This window comes from Limnohabitans sp. WS1, assembly GCF_003063265.1.
Lineage (GTDB): Bacteria > Pseudomonadota > Gammaproteobacteria > Burkholderiales > Burkholderiaceae_C > Limnohabitans_A.
The window spans coordinates 66,523-86,129 of sequence record NZ_NERU01000009.1; the positions used below are offsets into that span (position 1 = coordinate 66,523).

Annotated in this window: 15 protein-coding genes; 7 read left to right on the forward strand and 8 right to left on the reverse strand. The window is 62.9% G+C overall.

The features are described from left to right. Window positions 1-26: 26 nt before the first annotated feature. Genes B9Z48_RS12370 through bchF form a run of 7 tightly spaced genes read right to left on the reverse strand, consistent with a single transcriptional unit; the run spans window position 27 to window position 10,419 of the window. Window positions 27-1,484: a BCD family MFS transporter gene (locus B9Z48_RS12370; protein WP_108378762.1), complete on the reverse strand. Its 1,458-nt coding sequence runs from the start codon at window positions 1,482-1,484 to the stop codon at window positions 27-29. Beyond that, window positions 1,481-2,191, reverse strand: coding sequence for a magnesium protoporphyrin IX methyltransferase (gene bchM / locus B9Z48_RS12375; protein ID WP_108378764.1), 711 nt, complete (start codon window positions 2,189-2,191; stop codon window positions 1,481-1,483). The genes B9Z48_RS12370 and bchM overlap by 4 nt, the downstream gene beginning before the upstream one ends. Before the next feature lie 33 nt (window positions 2,192-2,224). After that, the gene (gene bchL, locus B9Z48_RS12380) at window positions 2,225-3,136 is read right to left on the reverse strand and encodes a ferredoxin:protochlorophyllide reductase (ATP-dependent) iron-sulfur ATP-binding protein (protein ID WP_019429120.1); all 912 of its coding nucleotides are present in this window, start codon (window positions 3,134-3,136) and stop codon (window positions 2,225-2,227) included. Beyond that, window positions 3,133-6,963, reverse strand: coding sequence for a magnesium chelatase subunit H (locus B9Z48_RS12385; RefSeq protein WP_108378766.1), 3,831 nt, complete (start codon window positions 6,961-6,963; stop codon window positions 3,133-3,135). The genes bchL and B9Z48_RS12385 overlap by 4 nt, the downstream gene beginning before the upstream one ends. Then, a complete protein-coding gene (bchB, locus tag B9Z48_RS12390) occupies window positions 6,938-8,602 on the reverse strand; it encodes a ferredoxin:protochlorophyllide reductase (ATP-dependent) subunit B (RefSeq protein ID WP_108378768.1) in 1,665 nt (554 codons plus the stop codon). The genes B9Z48_RS12385 and bchB overlap by 26 nt, the downstream gene beginning before the upstream one ends. A gap of 15 nt (window positions 8,603-8,617) precedes the next feature. After that, window positions 8,618-9,913, reverse strand: a complete 1,296-nt coding sequence (locus B9Z48_RS12395; RefSeq protein ID WP_108378770.1) for a ferredoxin:protochlorophyllide reductase (ATP-dependent) subunit N — start codon at window positions 9,911-9,913, stop codon at window positions 8,618-8,620. Beyond that, window positions 9,910-10,419: a 2-vinyl bacteriochlorophyllide hydratase gene (gene bchF / locus B9Z48_RS12400; protein ID WP_108378772.1), complete on the reverse strand. Its 510-nt coding sequence runs from the start codon at window positions 10,417-10,419 to the stop codon at window positions 9,910-9,912. The genes B9Z48_RS12395 and bchF overlap by 4 nt, the downstream gene beginning before the upstream one ends. A 247-nt stretch (window positions 10,420-10,666) precedes the next feature. Between bchF and B9Z48_RS12405 the strand changes: the two genes are divergently transcribed. From B9Z48_RS12405 to B9Z48_RS12435, 7 genes are all read left to right on the forward strand, one after another. Next, window positions 10,667-11,473: a B12-binding domain-containing protein gene (locus tag B9Z48_RS12405; protein WP_108378774.1), complete on the forward strand. Its 807-nt coding sequence runs from the start codon at window positions 10,667-10,669 to the stop codon at window positions 11,471-11,473. 131 nt (window positions 11,474-11,604) lie between these two features. Next, the gene (gene ppsR / locus B9Z48_RS12410) at window positions 11,605-12,993 is read left to right on the forward strand and encodes a transcriptional regulator PpsR (protein ID WP_108378875.1); all 1,389 of its coding nucleotides are present in this window, start codon (window positions 11,605-11,607) and stop codon (window positions 12,991-12,993) included. A 73-nt stretch (window positions 12,994-13,066) separates the two neighbouring features. Next, a complete protein-coding gene (chlG, locus tag B9Z48_RS12415; protein WP_089956752.1) occupies window positions 13,067-14,032 on the forward strand; it encodes a chlorophyll synthase ChlG in 966 nt (321 codons plus the stop codon). After that, window positions 14,029-15,399, forward strand: a complete 1,371-nt coding sequence (locus B9Z48_RS12420) for a BCD family MFS transporter (protein WP_108378776.1) — start codon at window positions 14,029-14,031, stop codon at window positions 15,397-15,399. Before chlG ends, B9Z48_RS12420 begins: the two co-directional genes overlap by 4 nt. Then, window positions 15,396-16,604, forward strand: a complete 1,209-nt coding sequence (locus B9Z48_RS12425) for a geranylgeranyl diphosphate reductase (protein ID WP_089956757.1) — start codon at window positions 15,396-15,398, stop codon at window positions 16,602-16,604. The genes B9Z48_RS12420 and B9Z48_RS12425 overlap by 4 nt, the downstream gene beginning before the upstream one ends. A gap of 309 nt (window positions 16,605-16,913) precedes the next feature. Continuing rightward, window positions 16,914-17,093, forward strand: a complete 180-nt coding sequence (locus B9Z48_RS12430) for a hypothetical protein (RefSeq protein WP_089956760.1) — start codon at window positions 16,914-16,916, stop codon at window positions 17,091-17,093. Between the two features lie 34 nt (window positions 17,094-17,127). After that, complete coding sequence (locus B9Z48_RS12435; protein WP_089956763.1) at window positions 17,128-18,066, forward strand: alpha/beta fold hydrolase; 939 nt, start codon at window positions 17,128-17,130, stop codon at window positions 18,064-18,066. A gap of 30 nt (window positions 18,067-18,096) precedes the next feature. Here the strand turns inward: B9Z48_RS12435 and B9Z48_RS12440 are convergent, their stop codons facing one another. Then, window positions 18,097-19,575, reverse strand: a complete 1,479-nt coding sequence (locus B9Z48_RS12440; RefSeq protein ID WP_108378778.1) for a potassium/proton antiporter — start codon at window positions 19,573-19,575, stop codon at window positions 18,097-18,099. Window positions 19,576-19,607 lie beyond the last annotated feature (32 nt).

Sequence of the window (19,607 nt, forward strand, 5' to 3'; positions counted from 1 at the left end):
GCTGTCTCCTTCAAAAAATCGGTGCATCAGCCCGGCAGTTGCGCCAGGCCAAAGGGTTGGGGGGTGCCGGTTTGGTGGGGCTCTGCCCGTGCGGCCAAGCGGCTCGCACGCAGCATGGGCCCCAGGGCCACCAGCACAACAAACAACAAATACATTTCCAGGTGATAGACGAAGCTGTAAGCGGTGATGGGCGTGACCAACACTTCACCCAAAGCCCCTGACATGGCCAGCACCGACACGCCGTCGCGCAAAGCCCCGCCCAGCGCCATGGCCGCACCAGCGCTGGTGGCTTGCACCGCGCCCCAGGTGCCGATGACCAGACCGCCCAAGTGGCCGAGCGGGCTGCCGTCTGCCGCCATGCCCATGGCCGTGACCAGCATGCCGACCGAAAACAAACCGCCGCTGAAACCGATCAGGCCCACGCCGATGCGGAACATCCAGGCCGCTTCGAGAGGCCCTGAAAAAATCACCATGGCAAACGCGGGCAGGCCCAGCAGTACACCCAAGCTGGCCAAGCGGCAAGCGTGCATGCCGCCGGACAACCAGCGGGCTGACACGAGGAAGGCCAGCAAAGCCCCACCGGCACTCAAGGCCGTGAGGGCGCTGGTCGCGCCCACGTCGAGTTTCAAAATCTCGGCCGCATAAGGCTCGAGCACGATGTCTTGCATGTTGAAGGCGAAGGTGCCCAAGCCCAAGGTCCACAAGAAGCGGCGCATCTGCGGCTGGGCCATGAGGTCACGCCAGCTGCTCGCAAAGCCCCCGGCTTCGCGGCGGCCACGCTTGGCACTTCGGGCCTCTTGTTTCCACAGTGAGGCGAGATTCATCACCGCCACCATGACAGCGCAGCCTTGCACCAGCTGAATGAGTTTTTGCGGGCTGAAGTCGCTGAGCACCAGTCCGAACACCGCGCTGCTGGCGATCATGCCCACCAGCAGCATGCTGTAGAGCAAGGCCACCACACGGGGGCGTTTGTCATTGCTGGCCAAATCGTGCGCCAGCGCCATGCCCGCCGTTTGTGTGACCTGGATGCCCGCGCCCACCAGCACAAAGGCCAGGCAAGCACCCAACTGGCCGACCCACAGATTGGCGGCTTCGGGTTCGGACAGCAGCAACAAGGCAAACGGCATGATGGACAGGCCGCCAAACAGCAGCAAGGTGCCGGTCCACAAATACGGAATGCGGCGCAGACCCAGCGCCGAGGGGTGCGTGTCGCTGCGGTAACCGATCAGGGTGCGCAGCGGCGCAAACACCATGGGAATAGCGACTGCCAGTGCCACCCACCAAGCGGGCACTTGCAGTTCCACAATCATGACCCGGTTGAGTGTGCCCACCAGCAGTGCCGTCACCATGCCGATCACCACCTGGAACAGCGACAGGCGCAGCAAGCGCGCCATCGGCAGCTCAGGCGAAGCCGCATCGGCAAACGGCATGAAGCGCGTGCCGTAAGCCGTGAACCAGCGGGGCATGGGGACGCGCAGTTTCATGAGCGGGTCCACTCCCAGGCTTGAGAGGTGTAAAAGCCGCTGGCCACGCGCTGCATGCGTGCGCCTTGCCAGCCCTGCAAATCCATGTGGTTTTGCATGCGTTGCAGCAAGTCGGCATGCGCCACGGGCGACAACGACGGCGAGCGGTCGCTGCGCGGAAACAGGCGGCCCGCGCTGTGCATCAGGGCCAAGAGCGGTGTGCGCGGCGCAAACGTGAAGGCCATGGAGCCGCGTGTGCGATGGGCCAAACCGGCCAGCGCTTCGGCGATTTGGTCGCTGTCGTAGTGGATCAGCGAGTCCATGCAGACCACATGGTCAAAATGTCCCAAGTCAGGGCTGAGCATGTCGCCTGACATGAATTCCACCGAGCCGGGCAGGGTGGGGTGTTCGGCGGCCATGCGTTCGGCGGCGAGCTTGACCAGGGTGGGTGACAAATCAATCGCCACCACTTCGGCCCCGCGCAGTGCCGCTTGCAGGGCCAGCGCGCCGGTGCCACAGCCCGCGTCCAGCACGCGCAGGCCGCGCAGATCTTGTGGCAACCAAGACAGCAGGGTTTCGCGCATGGTGTCGCGCCCGGCGCGCACGGTGGCGCGGATGCGGCCCACCGGCTCGTTCGAGGTCAGGCGGGCCCAGGCATCGGCCGCCGTGCGGTCAAAGTAGTGCTCGATCTGGCTGCGGCGTTGTTCGTAGGCGGTGGTGCTGTTCATGGGGTGCTTTCGGTGCGTTTTTTGGCGAGTGGATCAGTCGAAACCCAGCAGGTCAAAAATGTCGCGGTCTTTCATCGGGATGGAGGGCAGCGGGTCGGCCCCCAGCCACAGGGCGGCGGCCAGGCGCATGTACTCGTCTTGCACGGCTTTGACGGCGGGTGTGGGCTCCAGCTCGAACAAGGTGCACTTTTGCAAACGGCTCTTGCGGATCTCGTCGAGCATGGGGAAGTGCGCCATGGTTTTGAGACCGGTGACCGCGTTGTACTTGTCGATCTGGTCGGTCGCGTCGCTGCGGTTGGCGATCACGCCGCCCAAGCGCACGTTGTAGTTCTTGGCCTTGGCACCAATGGCTTGGACGATGCGGTTCATTGCAAAGATCGAGTCGAAGTCGTTGGCCGTGACGATGAGGGCGCGGTCTGCGTGTTGCAACGGGGCAGCAAAACCGCCGCACACCACGTCGCCCAACACGTCAAAAATCACCACGTCGGTGTCTTCGAGCAGGTGGTGCTCTTTGAGCAGTTTCACGGTCTGGCCGACCACATAACCGCCGCAGCCGGTGCCAGCGGGTGGGCCACCGGCTTCCACGCACATCACGCCGTTGTAGCCTTTGAAGACAAAGTCATCGAGGCGCAGCTCTTCGGCATGAAAGTCCACCGTTTCGAGCGCGTCGATCACGGTGGGCATGAGTTTTTTGGTCAGGGTGAAGGTGGAATCGTGCTTGGGGTCGCAGCCGATTTGCAGCACGCGCTTGCCCAACTTGCTGAAGGCGACCGACAGGTTCGACGACGTCGTGCTTTTGCCGATGCCGCCCTTGCCGTAGACCGCAAACACCTTGGCGGTGCCGATCTTGACCGTGGGGTCCATCTGGAACTGCACGCTGCCTTCGCCGTCTGCGCCGCGAACCCGCTGGATGCTGTTCACGGGGATGCTGGTGGTTTCGATCATGCTGGGAGTCCTTCTTGTATGCCTTCAAGGCGGTCTTCAAGTTCTTCGCCGGCACGCAGCAGGGCTGACATGGTCTCGGCGTCGGGTTGCCAGTACTGGCGGCGGGTGGCCTCCAGCAGGCGGTTGGCCACTTTGGCCGATGCGGTGGGGTTGAGCTGGGCCATGCGCTCGCGCATGGCGGGGTCCAGCACAAAGGTCTGGGCCAGCTGTTGGTACACCCAGGGCTGCACTTGCCCTGTGGTGGCCGACCAGCCCATGGTGTTGGTCAGATGCGCTTCGATTTGGCGCACGCCTTCGTAGCCGTGCTGCAACATGCTTTCGTGCCACTTGGGGTTGAGCATGCGGCTGCGGGTTTCCAGCGCCACTTGTTCGGTCAGGCTGCGCACCACGCCCTCACCTTGGGTCTGGTCGCCAATGAAAACCGGAGGCGCTTCAGCGGCGTTGCCATCGCGCTGGTGTTTGGCCTGCAGCACGGCGCGGCTGATCCCGCCCAAGGTGTCGAAGTAGGTGTCGATGCTGGTCACGCCCAACTCCACTGAATCCAGGTTTTGGTAGGTCAGCGAGACACTGGCCAGCGCGCTTTGCAGCACCGAGGTGTTGCGCACCGGGCGGCCTTCGCGGCCGTAGGCAAATCCTTTGCGCTGGGTGAAGGCGTCGCCGAGTTCGTTTTCGTTTTCCCAGCAGCTGCTGTCGATCAGTTGGTTCACGTTGGCGCCGTAAGCGCCTTCGGTGTTGCCGAACACGCGCAGCGCGGCGCACTCCATGTTGCTGCCTTCGTGTTCGGCCAGGTAGGCCAAGGCATGTTGGCGCACAAAGTTTTGCTCAACGGGTTCGTCGGCGCTGGCGGCCAAAAATGCAGCCTCGGCCAGCAGGCGGATTTGCATGGGCAGCAGGTCGCGGAAGATGCCGGACAAGGTGATGACCACGTCGATGCGCGGGCGGCCCAACTCGGCCAAAGGAATCAGCTGCGCGCCAGCCAAGCGGCCGTAGCTGTCAAAGCGCGGGGCGGCGCCCATCAAGGCCAAGGCTTGCGCCATGGGGCTGCCTTCGGTCTTGAGGTTATCGGTGCCCCACAGCACCATGGCCACGGTTTCGGGCAGGGCCTGGTGGTCTTGCTGGTAACGGGCCAAGAGTTTGTCGGCTTGGCGCATGCCGTCGCGCACGGCAAAAGCAGACGGCATGCGGAAGGGGTCGAGGCCGTGCAGGTTGCGTCCGGTGGGCAGCACGTTGGCGTTGCGGATCAGGTCGCCGCCGGGGGCGGGTTGCAGGTAGCGGCCGTCGAGGGCGCGCATCAGGCCTTGCATTTCGTGGTCTTCGCCCAGCAGGCGGTTGCTGCGCACCAGCTGGCGCAGCGTCTCGGCCTGGGCTTTGTCGCCAGTGGGTAAGTCAGTGCTGAACTGCGCATTGAGTTGCGCTTCACTCGCACCGTCGACCAAGGCTTCCATCAAGCTGGCATTTTGAGCGCCGGTCAAGCCCATGGCATCGGCCATGACTTTGAGGGTGCCCAAGCGCTGCTCGCGGGTGGGGGCTTGGCCCATGACGTGCAGGCCTTCGGGGATGAGGGCGTATTCGAGTTCCAGCAATTGGTTTTGCAGCTGCTCGATCCAGGCGGTGGGGTCGCTGTCCGGTGTGGTGGGCACGGCCAGGTCGATGCTCTGGGCTTGTTCGCGGATCAGCGTGGTCAGGCTCTCGCGGTCCTGCGCTTGGTCCGGGCCCATCTGTTGCCAGCGCTCGATCGATTGCTGAAGGCTGACCAGTTCTTTGTACAGGCCCGAGTGTGTGAGCGAGGGGGTGAGGTAGCTCACCAGCGTGGCCGCGCCCCGGCGTTTGGCCAATGCGCCTTCGGACGGGTTGTTGGCGGCGTAGAGGTAAATGTTGGGCAGCGCACCGATCAGGCGGTCGGGCCAGCACTGGGCCGACAGGCCGGTTTGTTTGCCGGGCATGAACTCGAGCGCGCCGTGCGTGCCAAAGTGCAGCACCGCGTCGGCGGCGTAGTCGTCGCGCAGGTAGCGGTAGAAGGCGCTGAAGGCGTGGGTGGGGGCGCAGCCGGTTTCGAACAGCAGGCGCATCGGGTCGCCTTCGTAGCCAAAGCCCGGTTGCACCGTGACCACCACCTGGCCAAAGTCTGCGCCGAGCACAAAAATGGACTGCCCGTTGGTCAGGTGCTTACCGGGGGCCGGGCCCCACTGCGCTTCAATTTCGTTCAACCAGCGTTCGTGTTTGACGTGGTGGCCGGTGTCGATGGCGTGCAGCACATTGGCCTGCGTACCGTACTGGCTCGCGTTGCCCTGCAACAGGCGGTTGCGCAGGTCGTCCACGCTGTCAGGCAAGGTCACTTGGTAGCCTTCGAGCGACAAGCGCTGCAAGGTGTTGAACAGCGACTGGAACACCGACAGGTAAGCGGCCGTGCCCACGCTGCCCGCGTTGGGCGGGAAGTTGAACAACACGATGGCCAGCTTGCGGTTGGCGCGTGGTTTGTCACGCAGGCGCACCAGGCGCTCGACGCGGGCGGTGAGCATTTCGGTGCGTTCGCTGCAGGTGAACATGTCTTGGCTGCGGGGGCCGCTGGGGAAGGTGCAGCGCTTGTCGCAGCCGTGGCAGGTTTCACCAGCGGGGCCGGGACGGCCACCGTAGACCATGGGCAAGATCGAACCGTCGAGTTCGGGGATGGCCACCATGATGGTGTTTTCCACGGGCAAGAGGCCACGGGTGGAGTCGCCCCATTGCTCGATCGATTGGAATTCGAGCGGGTGTGCGGCGATGTAGGGCACATCGAGTTCGCTCAGGGCCACTTCGGCGGCGCTGGCGTCGTTGTAGGCAGGGCCACCGACCAAGGAGAAACCGGTGAGCGACACCAAGGATTGGATCTTGGCGCCCGTGCCTTGCTTGAAAAAACGGTCCATGGCCGGGCGAGCGTCCAGGCCGCTGGCAAAAGCAGGGATGACACGCAGGCCGCGTGCTTGCAGCGAGGCGATGACCGCGTCGTAATGTGCGGTGTTGCCGGCCAGCAAATACGAGCGCAGCAGCAGCAAGCCCACGGCGGGCTGGTCTTTGCGGCCGTGGCCGGGCAGGTCGCTCAGCTGTTCGCTGATGCGGTTTTTCATCTGCGGGTGGTACAGGCCCACCTCGGGGTATTCGATCGGGTCTTCGGGCTGGGCCAAGGCGCGCAGCGGCTCGCGTGGGCCTTGGGCATAGCGGTGCACCAGGGTTTTGACCAAGTGCTCGATGTTGTGCTCAGAGCCCGCCAGCCAGTAGCGCATGGTCAAGAAAAACAGGCGCAGGTCTTGCGCGGTGCCGGGGATGAAGCGCAGCAGCTTGGGCAGGCGGCGCAGCATGGCCATTTGTTTGGCTCCGGCGCTGGACGGCGCGCCTGTATCTGCGCCGGTGTCTTTGTTCTTGGCGCTGGGGCGCAGCTTTTTGAGCAAGGCCATCAGTCCACTCGATTCGCGGCCCATGACCAACTTGCCCATGCGGGTGAGCTGGGTCACTTGCGGGGCCGACATGATGCAGACCATGGCGTCGCAATGTTCGCGGCGTGCCTGCAGGGCGTCGAGCACCGGCAGGAAATGGTCTTCCATGAAGAGCATGGTGACGATGACCAAGTCGGCCTGTGCCACGGCGGCCAGGCACGCGGCCAAGGCCTTGTCGCTGTCCCGCCAGGCCGAGGCGCTGTGGGTTTGCAGGTGCAGGCCGGGCAGGTCGCGCGCCAGGCGTTCGGCCGCGCTCTCGGCGGCGCTGGCCAGGTGGCTGTCCATGGTCAGCAGCACCACGCTCATGCGTGGTGTGTTGGATGAGGCCTGTTTACCGGCTGAAGTGGGCTTTGGCATCGTAGAGCGTCTCCACGGTGATGGTCGCCACGCCCTGGTCTTGGGCAAATCGCTCGGTGTTGCGGCGCGCTTTGCCCCGCACAAAGAACGGGATCTTGCCCAGCTCCTTTTCGGCTTCGGGGCTCCAGGTGGCCTGGTTCGAAGCGGCTTGGGCGGGGGCGGCGACCTTTTGAACGCTGTCAGTGGTCAGGGTGTTGGTGGGTGCGGGTGCCGTTGGTAAAGCAACTGCTTCAACGGGTATTGCGACGGGTGCACTGACAGGCGCTGCGACAACCGGAGCCACGTTTTCTGCCGCAGGCCGCGTGCTGCCCAAATGCGAGGGGGCAGCACCGGCGTGGAATTCGAAGTCTTCGCGGAACATGCCGATCAGGTGTTCTTCCAGGCCCATCATCAACGGGTGCACCCAGGTGTCGAAGAGCACGTTCGCGCCTTCAAAACCCATTTGCGGCGCATAGCGGGCGGGGAAGTCCTGCACATGCACCGGGGCCGAAATCACCGCGCAGGGAATGCCCTGGCGCTTGGCGATGTGGCGCTCCATTTGTGTGCCCAAGATCAGCTCGGGCTGCAGCGCGTTGATCTGGGTTTCAACTTCGAGGTAGTCGTCGGTGATCAGGGCTTCGACGCCGTAGCGTTTGGCACAGTCGCGCACTTCGCGGGCAAATTCGCGGCTGTAAGTGCCCAGGCCCACCACCTCAAAACCCATCTCCTGGCTGGCGATGCGGGCGGCGGCCACCACATGCGTGGCATCGCCAAAAATGTAGACCCGCTTACCGGTCAGGTAGGTCGAGTCGACCGACTTGGCGTACCAGTGGGCGTGCGCGTTGCTGGGGTCTTGTGCGGGCTGGGGCAGGCCGGTCAGCGTGCAGACTTCGGCGATGAAGTCGCGTGTGGCGTGGCTACCGAGGGGCACGGTCTTGGTGTAGGGCTGATCGAACTGGCGCTGCAACCATTGTGCGGCGGCAAGGCCAATTTCGGGGTAGAGCACCACGTTGAAGTCGGCCTCGGCCAGCTTTTGCACGTCGGCCACACTCGCGCTCAAAGGCGCGACCACGGCGACATCGACGCCGAGTTGGTTCAGCAGTTGGGTGATTTCCTTGACGTCGTCGCGGTGGCGAAAACCCAGGGCGCTGGGGCCGAGGATGTTGCAAGTGGGGCGTGCCTTGGCGGGCTTGTCGGCTGTTTCGGAGGCGGTGGCAGGCTTGTGCACCAGGTGGCGGCACAGTTGGTAAAAGGTCTCGCTCGCGCCCCAGTTTTCTTTGCGCTGGTAAGAGGGCAATTCCAGCGCCACGACGGGAATGGTCAGCTTCAGGGCTTGGGCCAAGCCGCCCGGGTCGTCCTGGATCAGCTCTGCCGTGCAGGACGAGCCCACCAACATGGCAGCGGGGTTGAAGCGCGCCATGGCTTGGCGTGCTGCATCCTTGAAGAGTTCGGCCGTGTCGCCGCCCAGATCACGCGCCTGGAAGGTGGTGTAGGTCACCGGCGGGCGGCGCGGCAGGCGCTCGATCATGGTGAACAGCAGGTCGGCGTAGGTGTCGCCTTGTGGGGCGTGCAGCACGTAGTGCACGTCCGTCATGGCGGTGGCCACGCGCATCGCGCCCACATGGGGCGGTCCTTCGTAAGTCCAGAGCGTCAGTTGCATGGGGTGTTCCTGCGCTTATGCCGCCAGCTTCAGGCGGCGTTTGAGGGGGCGGCTGAACAGGCCGGCCAAATCGGCCGCTTGTTCGTAGCCCTGAATGGGGGTGAAGACCAACTCGATGGCCCACTTGGTGGTGATGCCTTGCGCTTCGAGCGGGTTGGCTAAGCCGAGGCCGCAGACCACGAGGTCGGGGGCATCGGCGATGCAGCGGTCGAGCTGCAGGTCCACGTCTTGGCCTTCGCTGATGCGGGTGCCTGCGGGCATGAGGGCGAGTTCGGCGGCCATGTGCTGGCGATGCAAATAGGGCGTGCCCACTTCGACCAAATCCATGCCCAGTTCGCGGTGCACAAAGCGCGCCAGCGGAATTTCGAGCTGCGAGTCGGGGAAGAAGAAGATGCGCTGGCCTTGCAGCATCTGGCGTTGCACGGCCAGGGCTTTTTCGGCGCGCTGGCGGGGTGCGGCGGTGGCTTGTTCAAACACCTCGGGGGCCACACCCAACTCGGTGGCTGCCGCTTGCAGCCAGGCGGTGGTGCCCTCCACACCCAGCGGAAACGGCGCAGGCAAATGCTGCGCACCGCGCGACTGCAGAGCGCGTGCGGTGTCGGCCAAGAAGGGCTGGGCCAACAAATAACGGGTGTTCGGGCCAACCACGGGCATGGCCTGGCTGTTGCGCGGCGGGAAGAAACTGACCTGCAAGCCCATGCGATCAAAGAGGCTGCGCATCTGGTCTTCGACCACATCGGCCAAGGTGCCCACCACCATCAGGGCTGGGGCAGTGTCGGGGGCGCTGGCGGGCAGGCCGGGGACCATGGCCGCCAGGCAAGCGTCTTCGCCTTGTGTGAAGGTGGTTTCGATGCCGCTGCCCGAGTAGTTGAGCACGCGCACCTTGGGGTGGTGAATCTGGTTTTGGCGTTCGGCGGCGCGCGACAGATCGAGCTTGATGACTTCTGACGGGCAAGAGCCTACCAAGAACAACAAGCGGATGTCGGGGCGGCGGGCCAGCAACTGGCCGACCACGCGGTCGAGTTCTTCGTGCACATCGGCCAGGCCCGCCAGGTCGCGTTCGTCGATGATGGCGGTGCCGAAGCGGGGCTCGGCAAAGATCATCACACCGGCGGCCGACTGGATCAGGTGGGCACAAGTGCGTGAGCCCACCACCAGAAAGAAAGCGTCCTGAATCTTGCGGTGCAGCCAGATGATGCCGGTCAGGCCACAAAACACCTCGCGCTGGCCGCGTTCGACCAAGGGCACAACGTCGGTGCAGCCGGAGGTTTGCGCGGAAGTTTCGGCGCGAATCGGGATGACAGTGCTCATGTGCTGGCCTGTGCGCCCGTGTCGGGCAAAGAGGTGGATGAGGGTTGTTTTTGCAGCCGCGCCATGCGCAGCTTGCGGATGTATTGCGCGGCGTTGATGGCGTAGCTGCCATACGCGGCCAAGGCCAACCACAGCAAGTCGTTGGCGCTCCAAGCGCCTTGCCACCAAGCCCAAACATAGGCGGTGTGCAGCACCATGACCCCCATGCTGACCACGTCTTCCCAATAGAAGGCAGGCGCAAACAGGTATTGGCCGAAGACCACTTTTTCCCAGATGGCGCCCGTGACCATGATGGCGTAGAGCACCACGGTCTTGAGCACCACCGAGGCCAGGGCCCAGTCGGTGTGTTCGCCCGTCTTCAGGCTGTTGATCACCAAATACAAACTGATGCCAAAAATCAGGAACTGCACCGGGGCCAGAATGCCTTGCACCAAGGTCCAGGCGGTCGCGTCACGCCGGGCGCGTTGCGCTGGCGTGTACAAAACCTGGGGGCTGGAAGCGGGCATGAGGAACCTTGTGGCGTGGATGTCTTGGCTTGAATGTAAGTCTGGACATACAGTGTGTCAACATAAATTGACATATATTTCGAATTCTAGGGTTTACACTGAATACAGGGATGGCAATTGAATTCACACTTGAACCTGTGTTGGTGACATGGGCCTGATGGGCTTCATTCCCTTCATTTCTTGCGTCGAGCACTCCAAAGTGTTGGAGCCTGCCGCTGATGTCTTCCTCTGCTGATCGGTGCTTGTCATGGCGCAATTCAATTTCGAAAACTCTCCGTCGCCGCCATTGCCACTGGCCAGTGCACAGCTTTTGCCCGAAGCCATCCGGCAAGGCTCGCCGGTGGGGCCGCGCTTGGTGGGTGGCACGTCCTTCACGGGCAAGTCGGCACTCGACCTGGCCCAGATCCAGATCCTGGCGCAAGCTTGTTTGCAAGGCCTGGACGCGGCGCGTCAAGTGGTTTTTGGCTGGCAACGTCAAGGGCAGTCCCTGGAGGACATCTATTTGCAAGGCATCACGCCTTGTGCGCGTTTGCTGGGGGATTGGTGGTGTTCTGACCGGCTCGATTTCGCCATGACCACCATTGCTTCGACTCACTTGCAGCAGCTGCTGCATGATTTCAGTGCCGAGTTTTTGCACGAAACGCCCGCCCAATGCAATGGACTGAGTTTGTTGCTCATGACCGAGCCTGGCGCTCAACACAGCATGGGTTTGCTCATGTTGAGTGAGTTTTTCAAACGGGCGGGTTGGCTGGTCACGCTGGGTGTCCCCCAGGATGTGGCGGAGTTCAAGCGCTTGTTTCAATCCGAATGGTTTGACGCGGTGGGCATCTCGGTCAGCACCGATCGACATTTGGACGCCATGAACAGTGTGTTGCCACAACTGCTGGCAGGCGCGGACAACCTCGCTGTGCGTCTGTTTGTCGGCGGCCCGATGGCCCATGTCGCACCGCATCGTTTGGTGGGCATGCCCGCACAAGTTGTGGCGCAAGATGCGCCGGGCACGGTGGCATGGCTCACACTTCAGATGGCTTTGCCACTGGCAAAAGGGGTTTAAATTGTCAGTTAGATCATTTTTATTACCTTTAAATTTCGCTGTTATGGCCGAGGTATACCCTCAGGGGTCTATACTTGTATGACAAATTCAAGTGTCAACTTCCTGATGCTCAAACCCGTTTGGTTTACAACATGAAGCTTCCCTCTTTAGATGCCGCCACCTTCACCCAGTTGCTGGGTGTGGTGTCGGACGTCACTTTGGTCATGGACCCCATGGGGCTGATTGAGGATGTGTCCACGGGGCGCGACACCTTGGCGGCTTTGGGTTGCCAGTCTTGGGTCGGTCGCCGCTGGATCGATACCGTCACCAGCGAAAGTCGCAGCAAAATTCAGGAAATGCTGCACTCGCAGGGGGCGCCCGATGTGCTGCGCTGGCGGCATGTGAACCACCTCTCGCCCGTCGGCAACGAGGTGGCCATTCAATACGTGGTGTTGCCCCTGGGGGCAGGCAAGTTGTTGGCCATGGGCCGCGATCTCGAAAGCCTGGCCGAATTGCAACGTCGCCTGGTTGAAACCCAGCAATCGATGGAGCGCGATTATTTGCGTCTGCGTCACATTGAGGCCCGTTACCGTGTCCTGTTTGACACCTCTTCCGAGGCTGTGTTGATGGTGGACGCCGCCACGCAGCGTGTACTCGAGGCCAATGTGGGTGCACAAGCCTTGCTCAAAGACGCGGGCAAACGCCTGGTCGGACGTGATGTGCGGGAGTGTTTTGAAGGCGACAGCCAAGGCGAAGTGCAGTCTTTGCTGCGCATGGCGCTGGCCACTGGCCGCATCGAGATGTGTTCGGCCCGCGTGGCGGGTTTGCCCTCGGCGTGGACGGTGTCGGCCACGGTGTTTCGCCAAGAGGGCGGGGCGCAGTTTTTGGTGCGCTTGGTGACCCGGGAAAGCACGGTGGTCGCGCGTCAGGACAGTGGCTCATCGGCGGCACTGAGCGAAGCCATGGAGCGTTTCCCCGACGGTTGGTTGTTGACCGACACCTCGGGTGTGATCAAAAGCGTCAACGAAGAAGGCATGGCCTTGCTGGGCTTGACCGCTTCTTCCCAAGTGGTGGGGCAAAGTCTGGAGCGCTGGTTGTTGCGCGGATCGGTCGATTGGGGTGTGCTCAACACCAGTTTGCGCCAGCAACTGCCCGTGCGCAATTTCGCCACCGAAGTGCGTACTTTGTCAGGCATGACTTTGCCGGTCGAGGTTTCGGCGGTGTGCCTGGCGCGTCCCGAGCCCATGTACGCCTTTTTTGTGCGCGACATGGACCGTCGCCTGCAAGGCGGGGCCTCGGTGGCACAAAGCCAAATCAACCCCTTTGCCGAATTGTCACAGTTGGTGGGCCGCAGACCCATCAAAGACATTGTGGGTGAGACGGTGGACACCATTGAGCGCATGTGCATCGAAGCCGCATTGGAATTGACCCACAACAACCGCGCTTCGGCTGCGGAAATGTTGGGTTTGTCACGCCAAAGTCTGTACGTCAAACTGCGTCGCTTTGGCATGGTGGCCGAGGCTGAGGCAGACAATCCTTGAAGAATGTCAATTTAAATTGACGGTAAGTGTCAATCCTAGTTGACATTTTAAAAGCGATCTTCACAATGGGGGCATGGACACCCCGCCTCTGGCCCCTTCGCCCCCACTTCAGGCTTCGCACCTTGCATCGGCCGTGCTCACCCGGCCCGCTTTGCGCACGGTGGCCGAATTCCTCAAACCCATCACCTGGTTCCCGCCCATGTGGGCCTTTGCCTGCGGGGTGGTGGCCTCGGGTCAGGCCCTGAGCGCGCATTGGGGTTTGCTGCTCTTGGGCCTCGTGCTGACTGGCCCGCTGGTGTGTGCCAGCAGCCAAGCCGTCAATGATTGGTTTGATCGGCATGTGGACGCCATCAACGAACCCAACCGCCCCATCCCCTCGGGCCGAATGCCCGGGCGCTGGGGGCTGGGCATTGCCATTGCCTGGACCGCGCTGTCGCTGATCTGGGCCACGCTCATGGGGCCTTGGGGCTTTGCCGCCTGCGCCTTGGCCATTGCGCTGTCGTGGGCCTACAGCGCACCACCAGTGCGCCTGAAAAACAACGGCTGGTGGGGCAACGCGGCTTGCGCCTTGAGTTATGAGGGGCTGGCTTGGCTCACGGGCACGGCCGTCATGCTGGGCGGAGCCTGGCCCGGCCCGCATTCGGTGGCGCTGGCGCTGCTCTACAGCGTGGGGGCGCACGGCATCATGACGCTCAACGATTTCAAGGCCATTGAAGGTGACCGCCGCATGGGCGTGGCGTCGCTGCCGGTGCAGCTGGGTGCGCACGGCGCAGCCCGCACCGCCTGTGTGTTCATGCTGGTGCCGCAGGTGGTGGTGTCGGCATTGCTTTTGAGCTGGCAACTGCCATGGCACGCCGCGGCTGTCTTGGTTTTGGCGGTTTTGCAAGGGCCCTCGATGGCCAAATTTTTGCGCCACCCGGTGGAGCGGGCTTTGCATGTGTCGGCCTTTGGCGTGCCGCTGTTTGTCAGCGGCATGATGGTCAGCGCCTGGGGCCTGCGCCAGTTGAATCAGTTGCAACACACCGTGGGGGCTTTATGAGCACAGCGTTGAACATGCCAGTGTTTGGTTGGTTTCAGATCATCCGCTTGGGCCTGATTCAGGCCTGTTTGGGGGCGGTGGTGGTGGTGACCACCTCCACGCTCAACCGCATCATGGTCGTAGAGCTCGCGCTGCCGGCCTTGCTGCCCGGCTTTTTGGTGGCTTGGCATTACGCGGTGCAGATGGTGCGCCCGCGCATGGGTTTTGGGGCTGACAAAGGCCGCCGCAGCACCCCCTGGATGATGGGCGGCATGCTCGTGCTGGGTGCGGGCGGCTTCACGGCCGCGTGGGCCACGGTGTGGATGGCCACCGAGCCGTTTTATGGCGCGTTGTTGGCTTGGTTGTCGTTCAGCCTGATTGGCTTGGGTGTGAGCGCTTGCGGCACATCGCTGCTGGCGCTGATGGCCAAACGTGTGCCTGACGAGCGCCGCGCCCCTGCGGCCACCACGGTGTGGTTGATGATGATTGTGGGCTTTGCCGTCACTGCCGGTGTGGTGGGCAAGCTGATTGACCCCTACAGCCCGCAGGTGCTGCTCCAGGTCTCGGCGGGTTTGAGTGTGCTGACCGCCTTGATCACGGCCCTGTGTTTGTGGGGCCTGGAAAAAGACGCTGATCCGCAGACGGTGCCTGTGCGAAGCGAGGCCGCCGAGCGCCAACAAAAGCAAGATTTCAAAGAAGCCTTCAAAGAGGTGTGGGCCGATCCGGCAGCGCGCACCTTCACCGTGTTTGTTTTCATGTCCATGTTGGCCTACAGCGCGCAGGATTTGATTTTGGAGCCCTTTGCGGGCGCGGTGCACGGCTTCACACCGGGGCAAACCACGCAGCTGTCGGGCTGGCACCACATGGGCGTGCTGATCGGCATGCTGGCGGTGGCCGGTGCCGGTTCGCGTTGGGTGGCGGGACGGCTGGGGTCTGTGCAGGCCTGGATGGTGGGCGGCTGCCTGTTTTCGGCGCTGGCCACGGTGGGTTTGGTCAGCTCGGCCTTGTCCGCGGCTTGGCCGCTGCAGGCCAATGTGGTGTTTTTGGGGGTGGCCAACGGCGCGTTTTCGATCGCGGCGATTGCCACCATGATGCGTTTGGCTGGTGAAGGCGGTCCAGGCCGCGAAGGCACGCGCATGGGTTTGTGGGGCGCGGCGCAAGCGGCGGCCTTTGGTTTGGGCGGTTTGCTGGGCACGGCCGCCAGCGATTTGGCCCATGCACTTTTGGGTGAACAGCGCACGGCCTATGCGGCTGTGTTTGGCATGCAAGGGCTCATGTTTGCGGTGTCGGCGGCGGTGGCTTTGCGCCTGCGCACGGGCCCGGCAGTACAGCGCACGCCTTTGCGTTTTGATGGTCCCGTATTGTTGAAAGGTGGGTCAAGCTCATGAACCAGACCGATTTTGATTTCGTGGTGGTGGGGGGTGGGCCTTCGGGAGCCACGGCCGCTCATGACCTGGTGCGCCAAGGCTGGCGTGTATTGCTGTTGGACCGCCAGGGCCGCACCAAGCCTTGTGGTGGCGCGATCCCGCCGCGCCTGATCCAGGACTTTGACATCCCCGACCACCTGCTGGTGGCCAAGGTCCGTTGTGCCCGCATGATCTCACCCACCGACAACAAGGTCGACATCCCCATCGACAACGGCTTTGTCGGCATGGTGGACCGTGACGAGTTCGACGAGTATTTGCGCGATCGCGCTGCCCAGTCGGGTGCGGTGCGTCGTCAGGCCATTTTTGACAAACTCGAGCACGACGACAGCGGCCAGTTGTGGGTGCACTTCACCCCGGTCACGCCCAAAGAGCATGCCGCGCTGGAACACGCCCAGCCGATCAAGGTGTCCACCCGCATGGTGGTGGGGGCGGACGGTGCACGCTCGGAAGTGGCACGACAAGCCATTCCCAACGCGCACAAAACCAAATACGTGTTTGCTTATCACGAGATCATCGAGTCGCCTGTGGGCCAGCCCGGCTACGACGCGGCGCGCTGCGACGTGTACTACCAAGGCGAAGTCTCGCCCGACTTTTATGGCTGGGTGTTTCCGCACGGCAAGACCATGAGTGTGGGCATGGGCAGCGCCGACAAGGGGTATTCGCTGCGCAGCGCCACAGCGCGCTTGCGCGCCATCGCAGGCCTGACAGATGCGCCCACTTTGCGCCGCGAAGGCGCACCCATTCCGCTCAAGCCCTTGCCCCAGTGGGACAACGGCCGCGACGTGGTGGTCATTGGCGACGCCGCAGGTGTGGTGGCCCCGTCCTCGGGCGAAGGCATTTATTACGCCATGGACTGCGCCCGGCGCGTGGCCAAGGCCGCCCATGAGGCCCTGAAAACCGGCAACAGCGCCTGCCTGAAACAAGGCCGCAAGAGCTTCATGAAGCAGCACGGCCGGGTGTTCTGGATCTTGGGTGTGATGCAGTACTTCTGGTACCAAAACGACAAACGCCGCGAAAAGTTCGTCAAGATCTGCGAAGACCGCGATGTGCAGCGCCTGACCTTTGAGTCGTACATGAACAAGGAATTGGCCCGCAAGGACCCCATGGCCCATGTGCGCATCTTCGTCAAGGACATGGCCCACCTGCTGGGCCTGGCGCGAACCTGATGCCCTGCAGCGTGCGCTGAGCGTTCATTGTTGAGAGCTCAGCATGAAAAATCAAAGCGCCGCCCAACGCTCAACACCTAAGCTATGGATCCAGCCCGATGAAGATGGCATGTACGCTTTTATGTTGCAGCGGCGTCATTGTCGTGATGGAGCCTTGTAGAACACTGCCCATCGCTCCAAGGGCGGGGCTCCCACACCGATTGTTGTGCCCAACAAAACCGTTCACCTTAAATTTGACAGCGCTGTATCAATAAAACGCCCAACACCGAACGCTGAACTAAAACGCTCAACCTCAAACACCCAACGCCTATGCCCCTGACTTTGATGGCCACGATTTTTGTGTTGATGACCGCGATGTGTGGCGCGGCTTACTGGTGGCTGGACCGCAAGATGCAGCGCCTGTCGGACACTTTGCGCGATACCTACAAACTGGGCCTGATGATCATTTACGGCTTTCAGATGGTCTTGCTGCTGATGTTCTCTTTGTAGCCATGGCCTGTTTCGCACACGCGAGCTGCGCCGCATGATCAGGCCTTGGCACATGCTGGCCCTGACTTTCCTGACTTGGCTGTCGCTTTGGCTGTGGACACCTGATCTGCCGCGAGCCACTTTGGAAGCGCGTTACTTGGCGGCCCCGTCTGACCTGCGCCGTGTGGGGCCGTGGCAGCTGCATGTCCGAGACAGTGGTCAACCGCCTGCCGTTCACGATGGCGCGCCTGCCCGGCCAGCCGTGGTCTTGTTGCACGGCTTTGGTTCGAGTTTGCAAACTTGGGACGCCTGGGCCCAAGGCCTGGCCGCCACGCACCGCGTGGTGCGCATTGACCTGCCCGGCAGCGGCCTGAGCCCGCCCGACCCGGCGCACGACTACCGCGACGAGCGCAGCTTGCAGCTGCTGATCGCCTTGCTGGACGACTTGGGCTTGCCCCGTGCCAGTCTGGTGGGCCACTCCATGGGTGGGCGCATCGCCTGGACTTTTGCGGCCAAGTTTCCCGAGCGCACCGACAAACTGGTGCTGGTGGCCCCGGATGGTTTTGCCAGTTTTGGCTTTGAATACGGCAAGGCCATGGAGGTGCCCGCCACGCTGGGCCTGATGCGCCATGTGCTGCCCAAGCCTTTGCTGCGCATGAACCTGCAAGCGGCCTATGCCCAGCCCGAGTCGCTCAGTGATGCCGTGACCACGCGCTACCACGATTTGATTTTGGCCCCCGGGGCGCGCCAGGCCATGCTCGACCGTTTGGCGCAAACCGTGCTGCAAGAGCCCGGGCCACTGCTGCGCCAAATCCGAGCCCCCACCTTGCTGGTCTGGGGCGAGGCCGATGCCATGATCCCGGTGAGCAATGCCAGCGATTACCTGCAAGCCATCACCGGCAGCCGTTTGGTGTCTTGGCCCAACGTCGGTCATTTGCCGCAAGAAGAAGCGGTGCAGCTGTCGTTGAAGGCTGTGGCGGATTTTCTGCGCTGAACGGGCAGATCAGGTCTTTTTGAAACCGCCTCAGGTGATGCGGATGCCCACCTGCGTGATGCGGTTGCCTTGGGTGGCGCGCACGCTGATCTCGGCTTGGCCCAGGTGCGCCGTGTCGCCGTGCACGGGCGGTCGATGCAAACTGTCGGCCAGCCATTGGCCCACGGTTTTGTCGGCATCGCAGGGCAGTTCCAAACCGTAAAACGCGCACAACTCGCCCATGGAGGTGGTGGCCGCCAAGACAAAGTCGCCAAACACCAAACGGGCATGTTCGGTGTCGTCCAGATCGGGCACCACCACGTTCAGGCGGCGCGCGCTCCAGGCGATGGTGGATCCCTGCAGCACCAGCGAGGTCAGCACCACGGTGAAGGCCACATTGAAGTAAATGCTGCCCCCTTCCACCCCGGCCATCACCGGAAACACCGCCAGCACAATCGGCACCGCGCCGCGCAGGCCCACCCAGGAGATGAAGGTGATTTCGCGCCCCGAAAAGTGCAGGGGCTTGAGGCACAGCCAGACCGAGATCGGGCGGGCCACCACCATCAGCACCAACGAGACCCCCAGCGCTGGCCACAGCGTGCGCAGCAACTCGGAGGGCGTGACCAGCAAACCCAGCAACAAGAACATGCCCGCCTGCGACAGCCACGCATAGCCGTCCATGGCCGACAAAGACGCGCGCACTTGGCGACGCGCCCGGTTGCCGACCACCACGCCCATCAGGTAAACCGCCAAAAAGCCCGAGCCGCCCAACCAAGTGGTGAAGGCAAACACCGTGAGGCCGCCCGACACAATCAGCAGGGCTCGGATGCCGCCGCCGCCGTCTTCGCCCCGGCCCAGGCGTTTGAGCAATTCGGCCAGCGCCCAGCCGCAACCCAAGCCCAGCACGCTGCCCCAGCCCAGTTGCTGCAGCAGCGACAGCAGCACCTCGGACACGCCGAGCGATGCGCTGCCGGGTCCACCCATGGCCAGCGCCATGGCAATGAAGGTGATGGTGAGGTAGACCGCCATCGGGTCGTTCATGCCCGACTCGATCTCCAGCGTGGCGGCCACACGTTCGTTGAGTTGCACGCCGGAGGACTTGAGCAGCGAAAACACCGCCGCCGCATCGGTCGAGCCGACAATGGCCCCCACCAGCAAGGCCAGCGGCCAGGGCAAATCGAGCAGCCAATACGCAGCCGCGCCCGTGATGGCGGTGCACAGCACCACACCCAGCGTGGCCAGCAAAAGCGCGGGCCGCAAGCCCGTTCGGAAAGTGTCCATCTGGGTGCGCAAGCCGCCGTCCAGCAAAATCACGGCCAGCGCCACGTTGCCGACCCAAAAGCTCAAGCGAAAATCGTCAAAGGCCAGACCTCCCGGGCCATCGACCCCGGCCAAAATGCCCACCACCAAAAAAATCAGCAGGAAAGAAAAGCCGATGCGGGCCGAAAACACCCCGGCCAGCACGCTGATGAACACCAGCGCCGCAGCCGCCAACAAAGGCAAAGACAAAAAATCGAGCGACAACACCATGCATTGAAACTACCACAGGCTCAGCGCCGCAA

Excerpts from the sequence above, each read along its gene's own strand:
- B9Z48_RS12385 (WP_108378766.1), bottom strand. The coding sequence starts at position 6,963 with ATGCCAAAGCCCACTTCAGCCGGTAAACAGGCCTCATCCAACACACCA.
- bchF (WP_108378772.1), bottom strand. The coding sequence starts at position 10,419 with ATGCCCGCTTCCAGCCCCCAGGTTTTGTACACGCCAGCGCAACGCGCC.
- chlG (WP_089956752.1), top strand. The coding sequence starts at position 13,067 with ATGGACACCCCGCCTCTGGCCCCTTCGCCCCCACTTCAGGCTTCGCAC.
- ppsR (WP_108378875.1), top strand. The coding sequence starts at position 11,605 with ATGAAGCTTCCCTCTTTAGATGCCGCCACCTTCACCCAGTTGCTGGGT.
- B9Z48_RS12370 (WP_108378762.1), bottom strand. The coding sequence starts at position 1,484 with ATGAAACTGCGCGTCCCCATGCCCCGCTGGTTCACGGCTTACGGCACG.
- B9Z48_RS12395 (WP_108378770.1), bottom strand. The coding sequence starts at position 9,913 with ATGAGCACTGTCATCCCGATTCGCGCCGAAACTTCCGCGCAAACCTCC.
- B9Z48_RS12440 (WP_108378778.1), bottom strand. The coding sequence starts at position 19,575 with ATGGTGTTGTCGCTCGATTTTTTGTCTTTGCCTTTGTTGGCGGCTGCG.
- bchM (WP_108378764.1), bottom strand. The coding sequence starts at position 2,191 with ATGAACAGCACCACCGCCTACGAACAACGCCGCAGCCAGATCGAGCAC.
- bchB (WP_108378768.1), bottom strand. The coding sequence starts at position 8,602 with ATGCAACTGACGCTCTGGACTTACGAAGGACCGCCCCATGTGGGCGCG.
- B9Z48_RS12430 (WP_089956760.1), top strand. The coding sequence starts at position 16,914 with ATGCCCCTGACTTTGATGGCCACGATTTTTGTGTTGATGACCGCGATG.
- B9Z48_RS12420 (WP_108378776.1), top strand. The coding sequence starts at position 14,029 with ATGAGCACAGCGTTGAACATGCCAGTGTTTGGTTGGTTTCAGATCATC.
- B9Z48_RS12425 (WP_089956757.1), top strand. The coding sequence starts at position 15,396 with ATGAACCAGACCGATTTTGATTTCGTGGTGGTGGGGGGTGGGCCTTCG.
- bchL (WP_019429120.1), bottom strand. The coding sequence starts at position 3,136 with ATGATCGAAACCACCAGCATCCCCGTGAACAGCATCCAGCGGGTTCGC.
- B9Z48_RS12405 (WP_108378774.1), top strand. The coding sequence starts at position 10,667 with ATGGCGCAATTCAATTTCGAAAACTCTCCGTCGCCGCCATTGCCACTG.
- B9Z48_RS12435 (WP_089956763.1), top strand. The coding sequence starts at position 17,128 with ATGATCAGGCCTTGGCACATGCTGGCCCTGACTTTCCTGACTTGGCTG.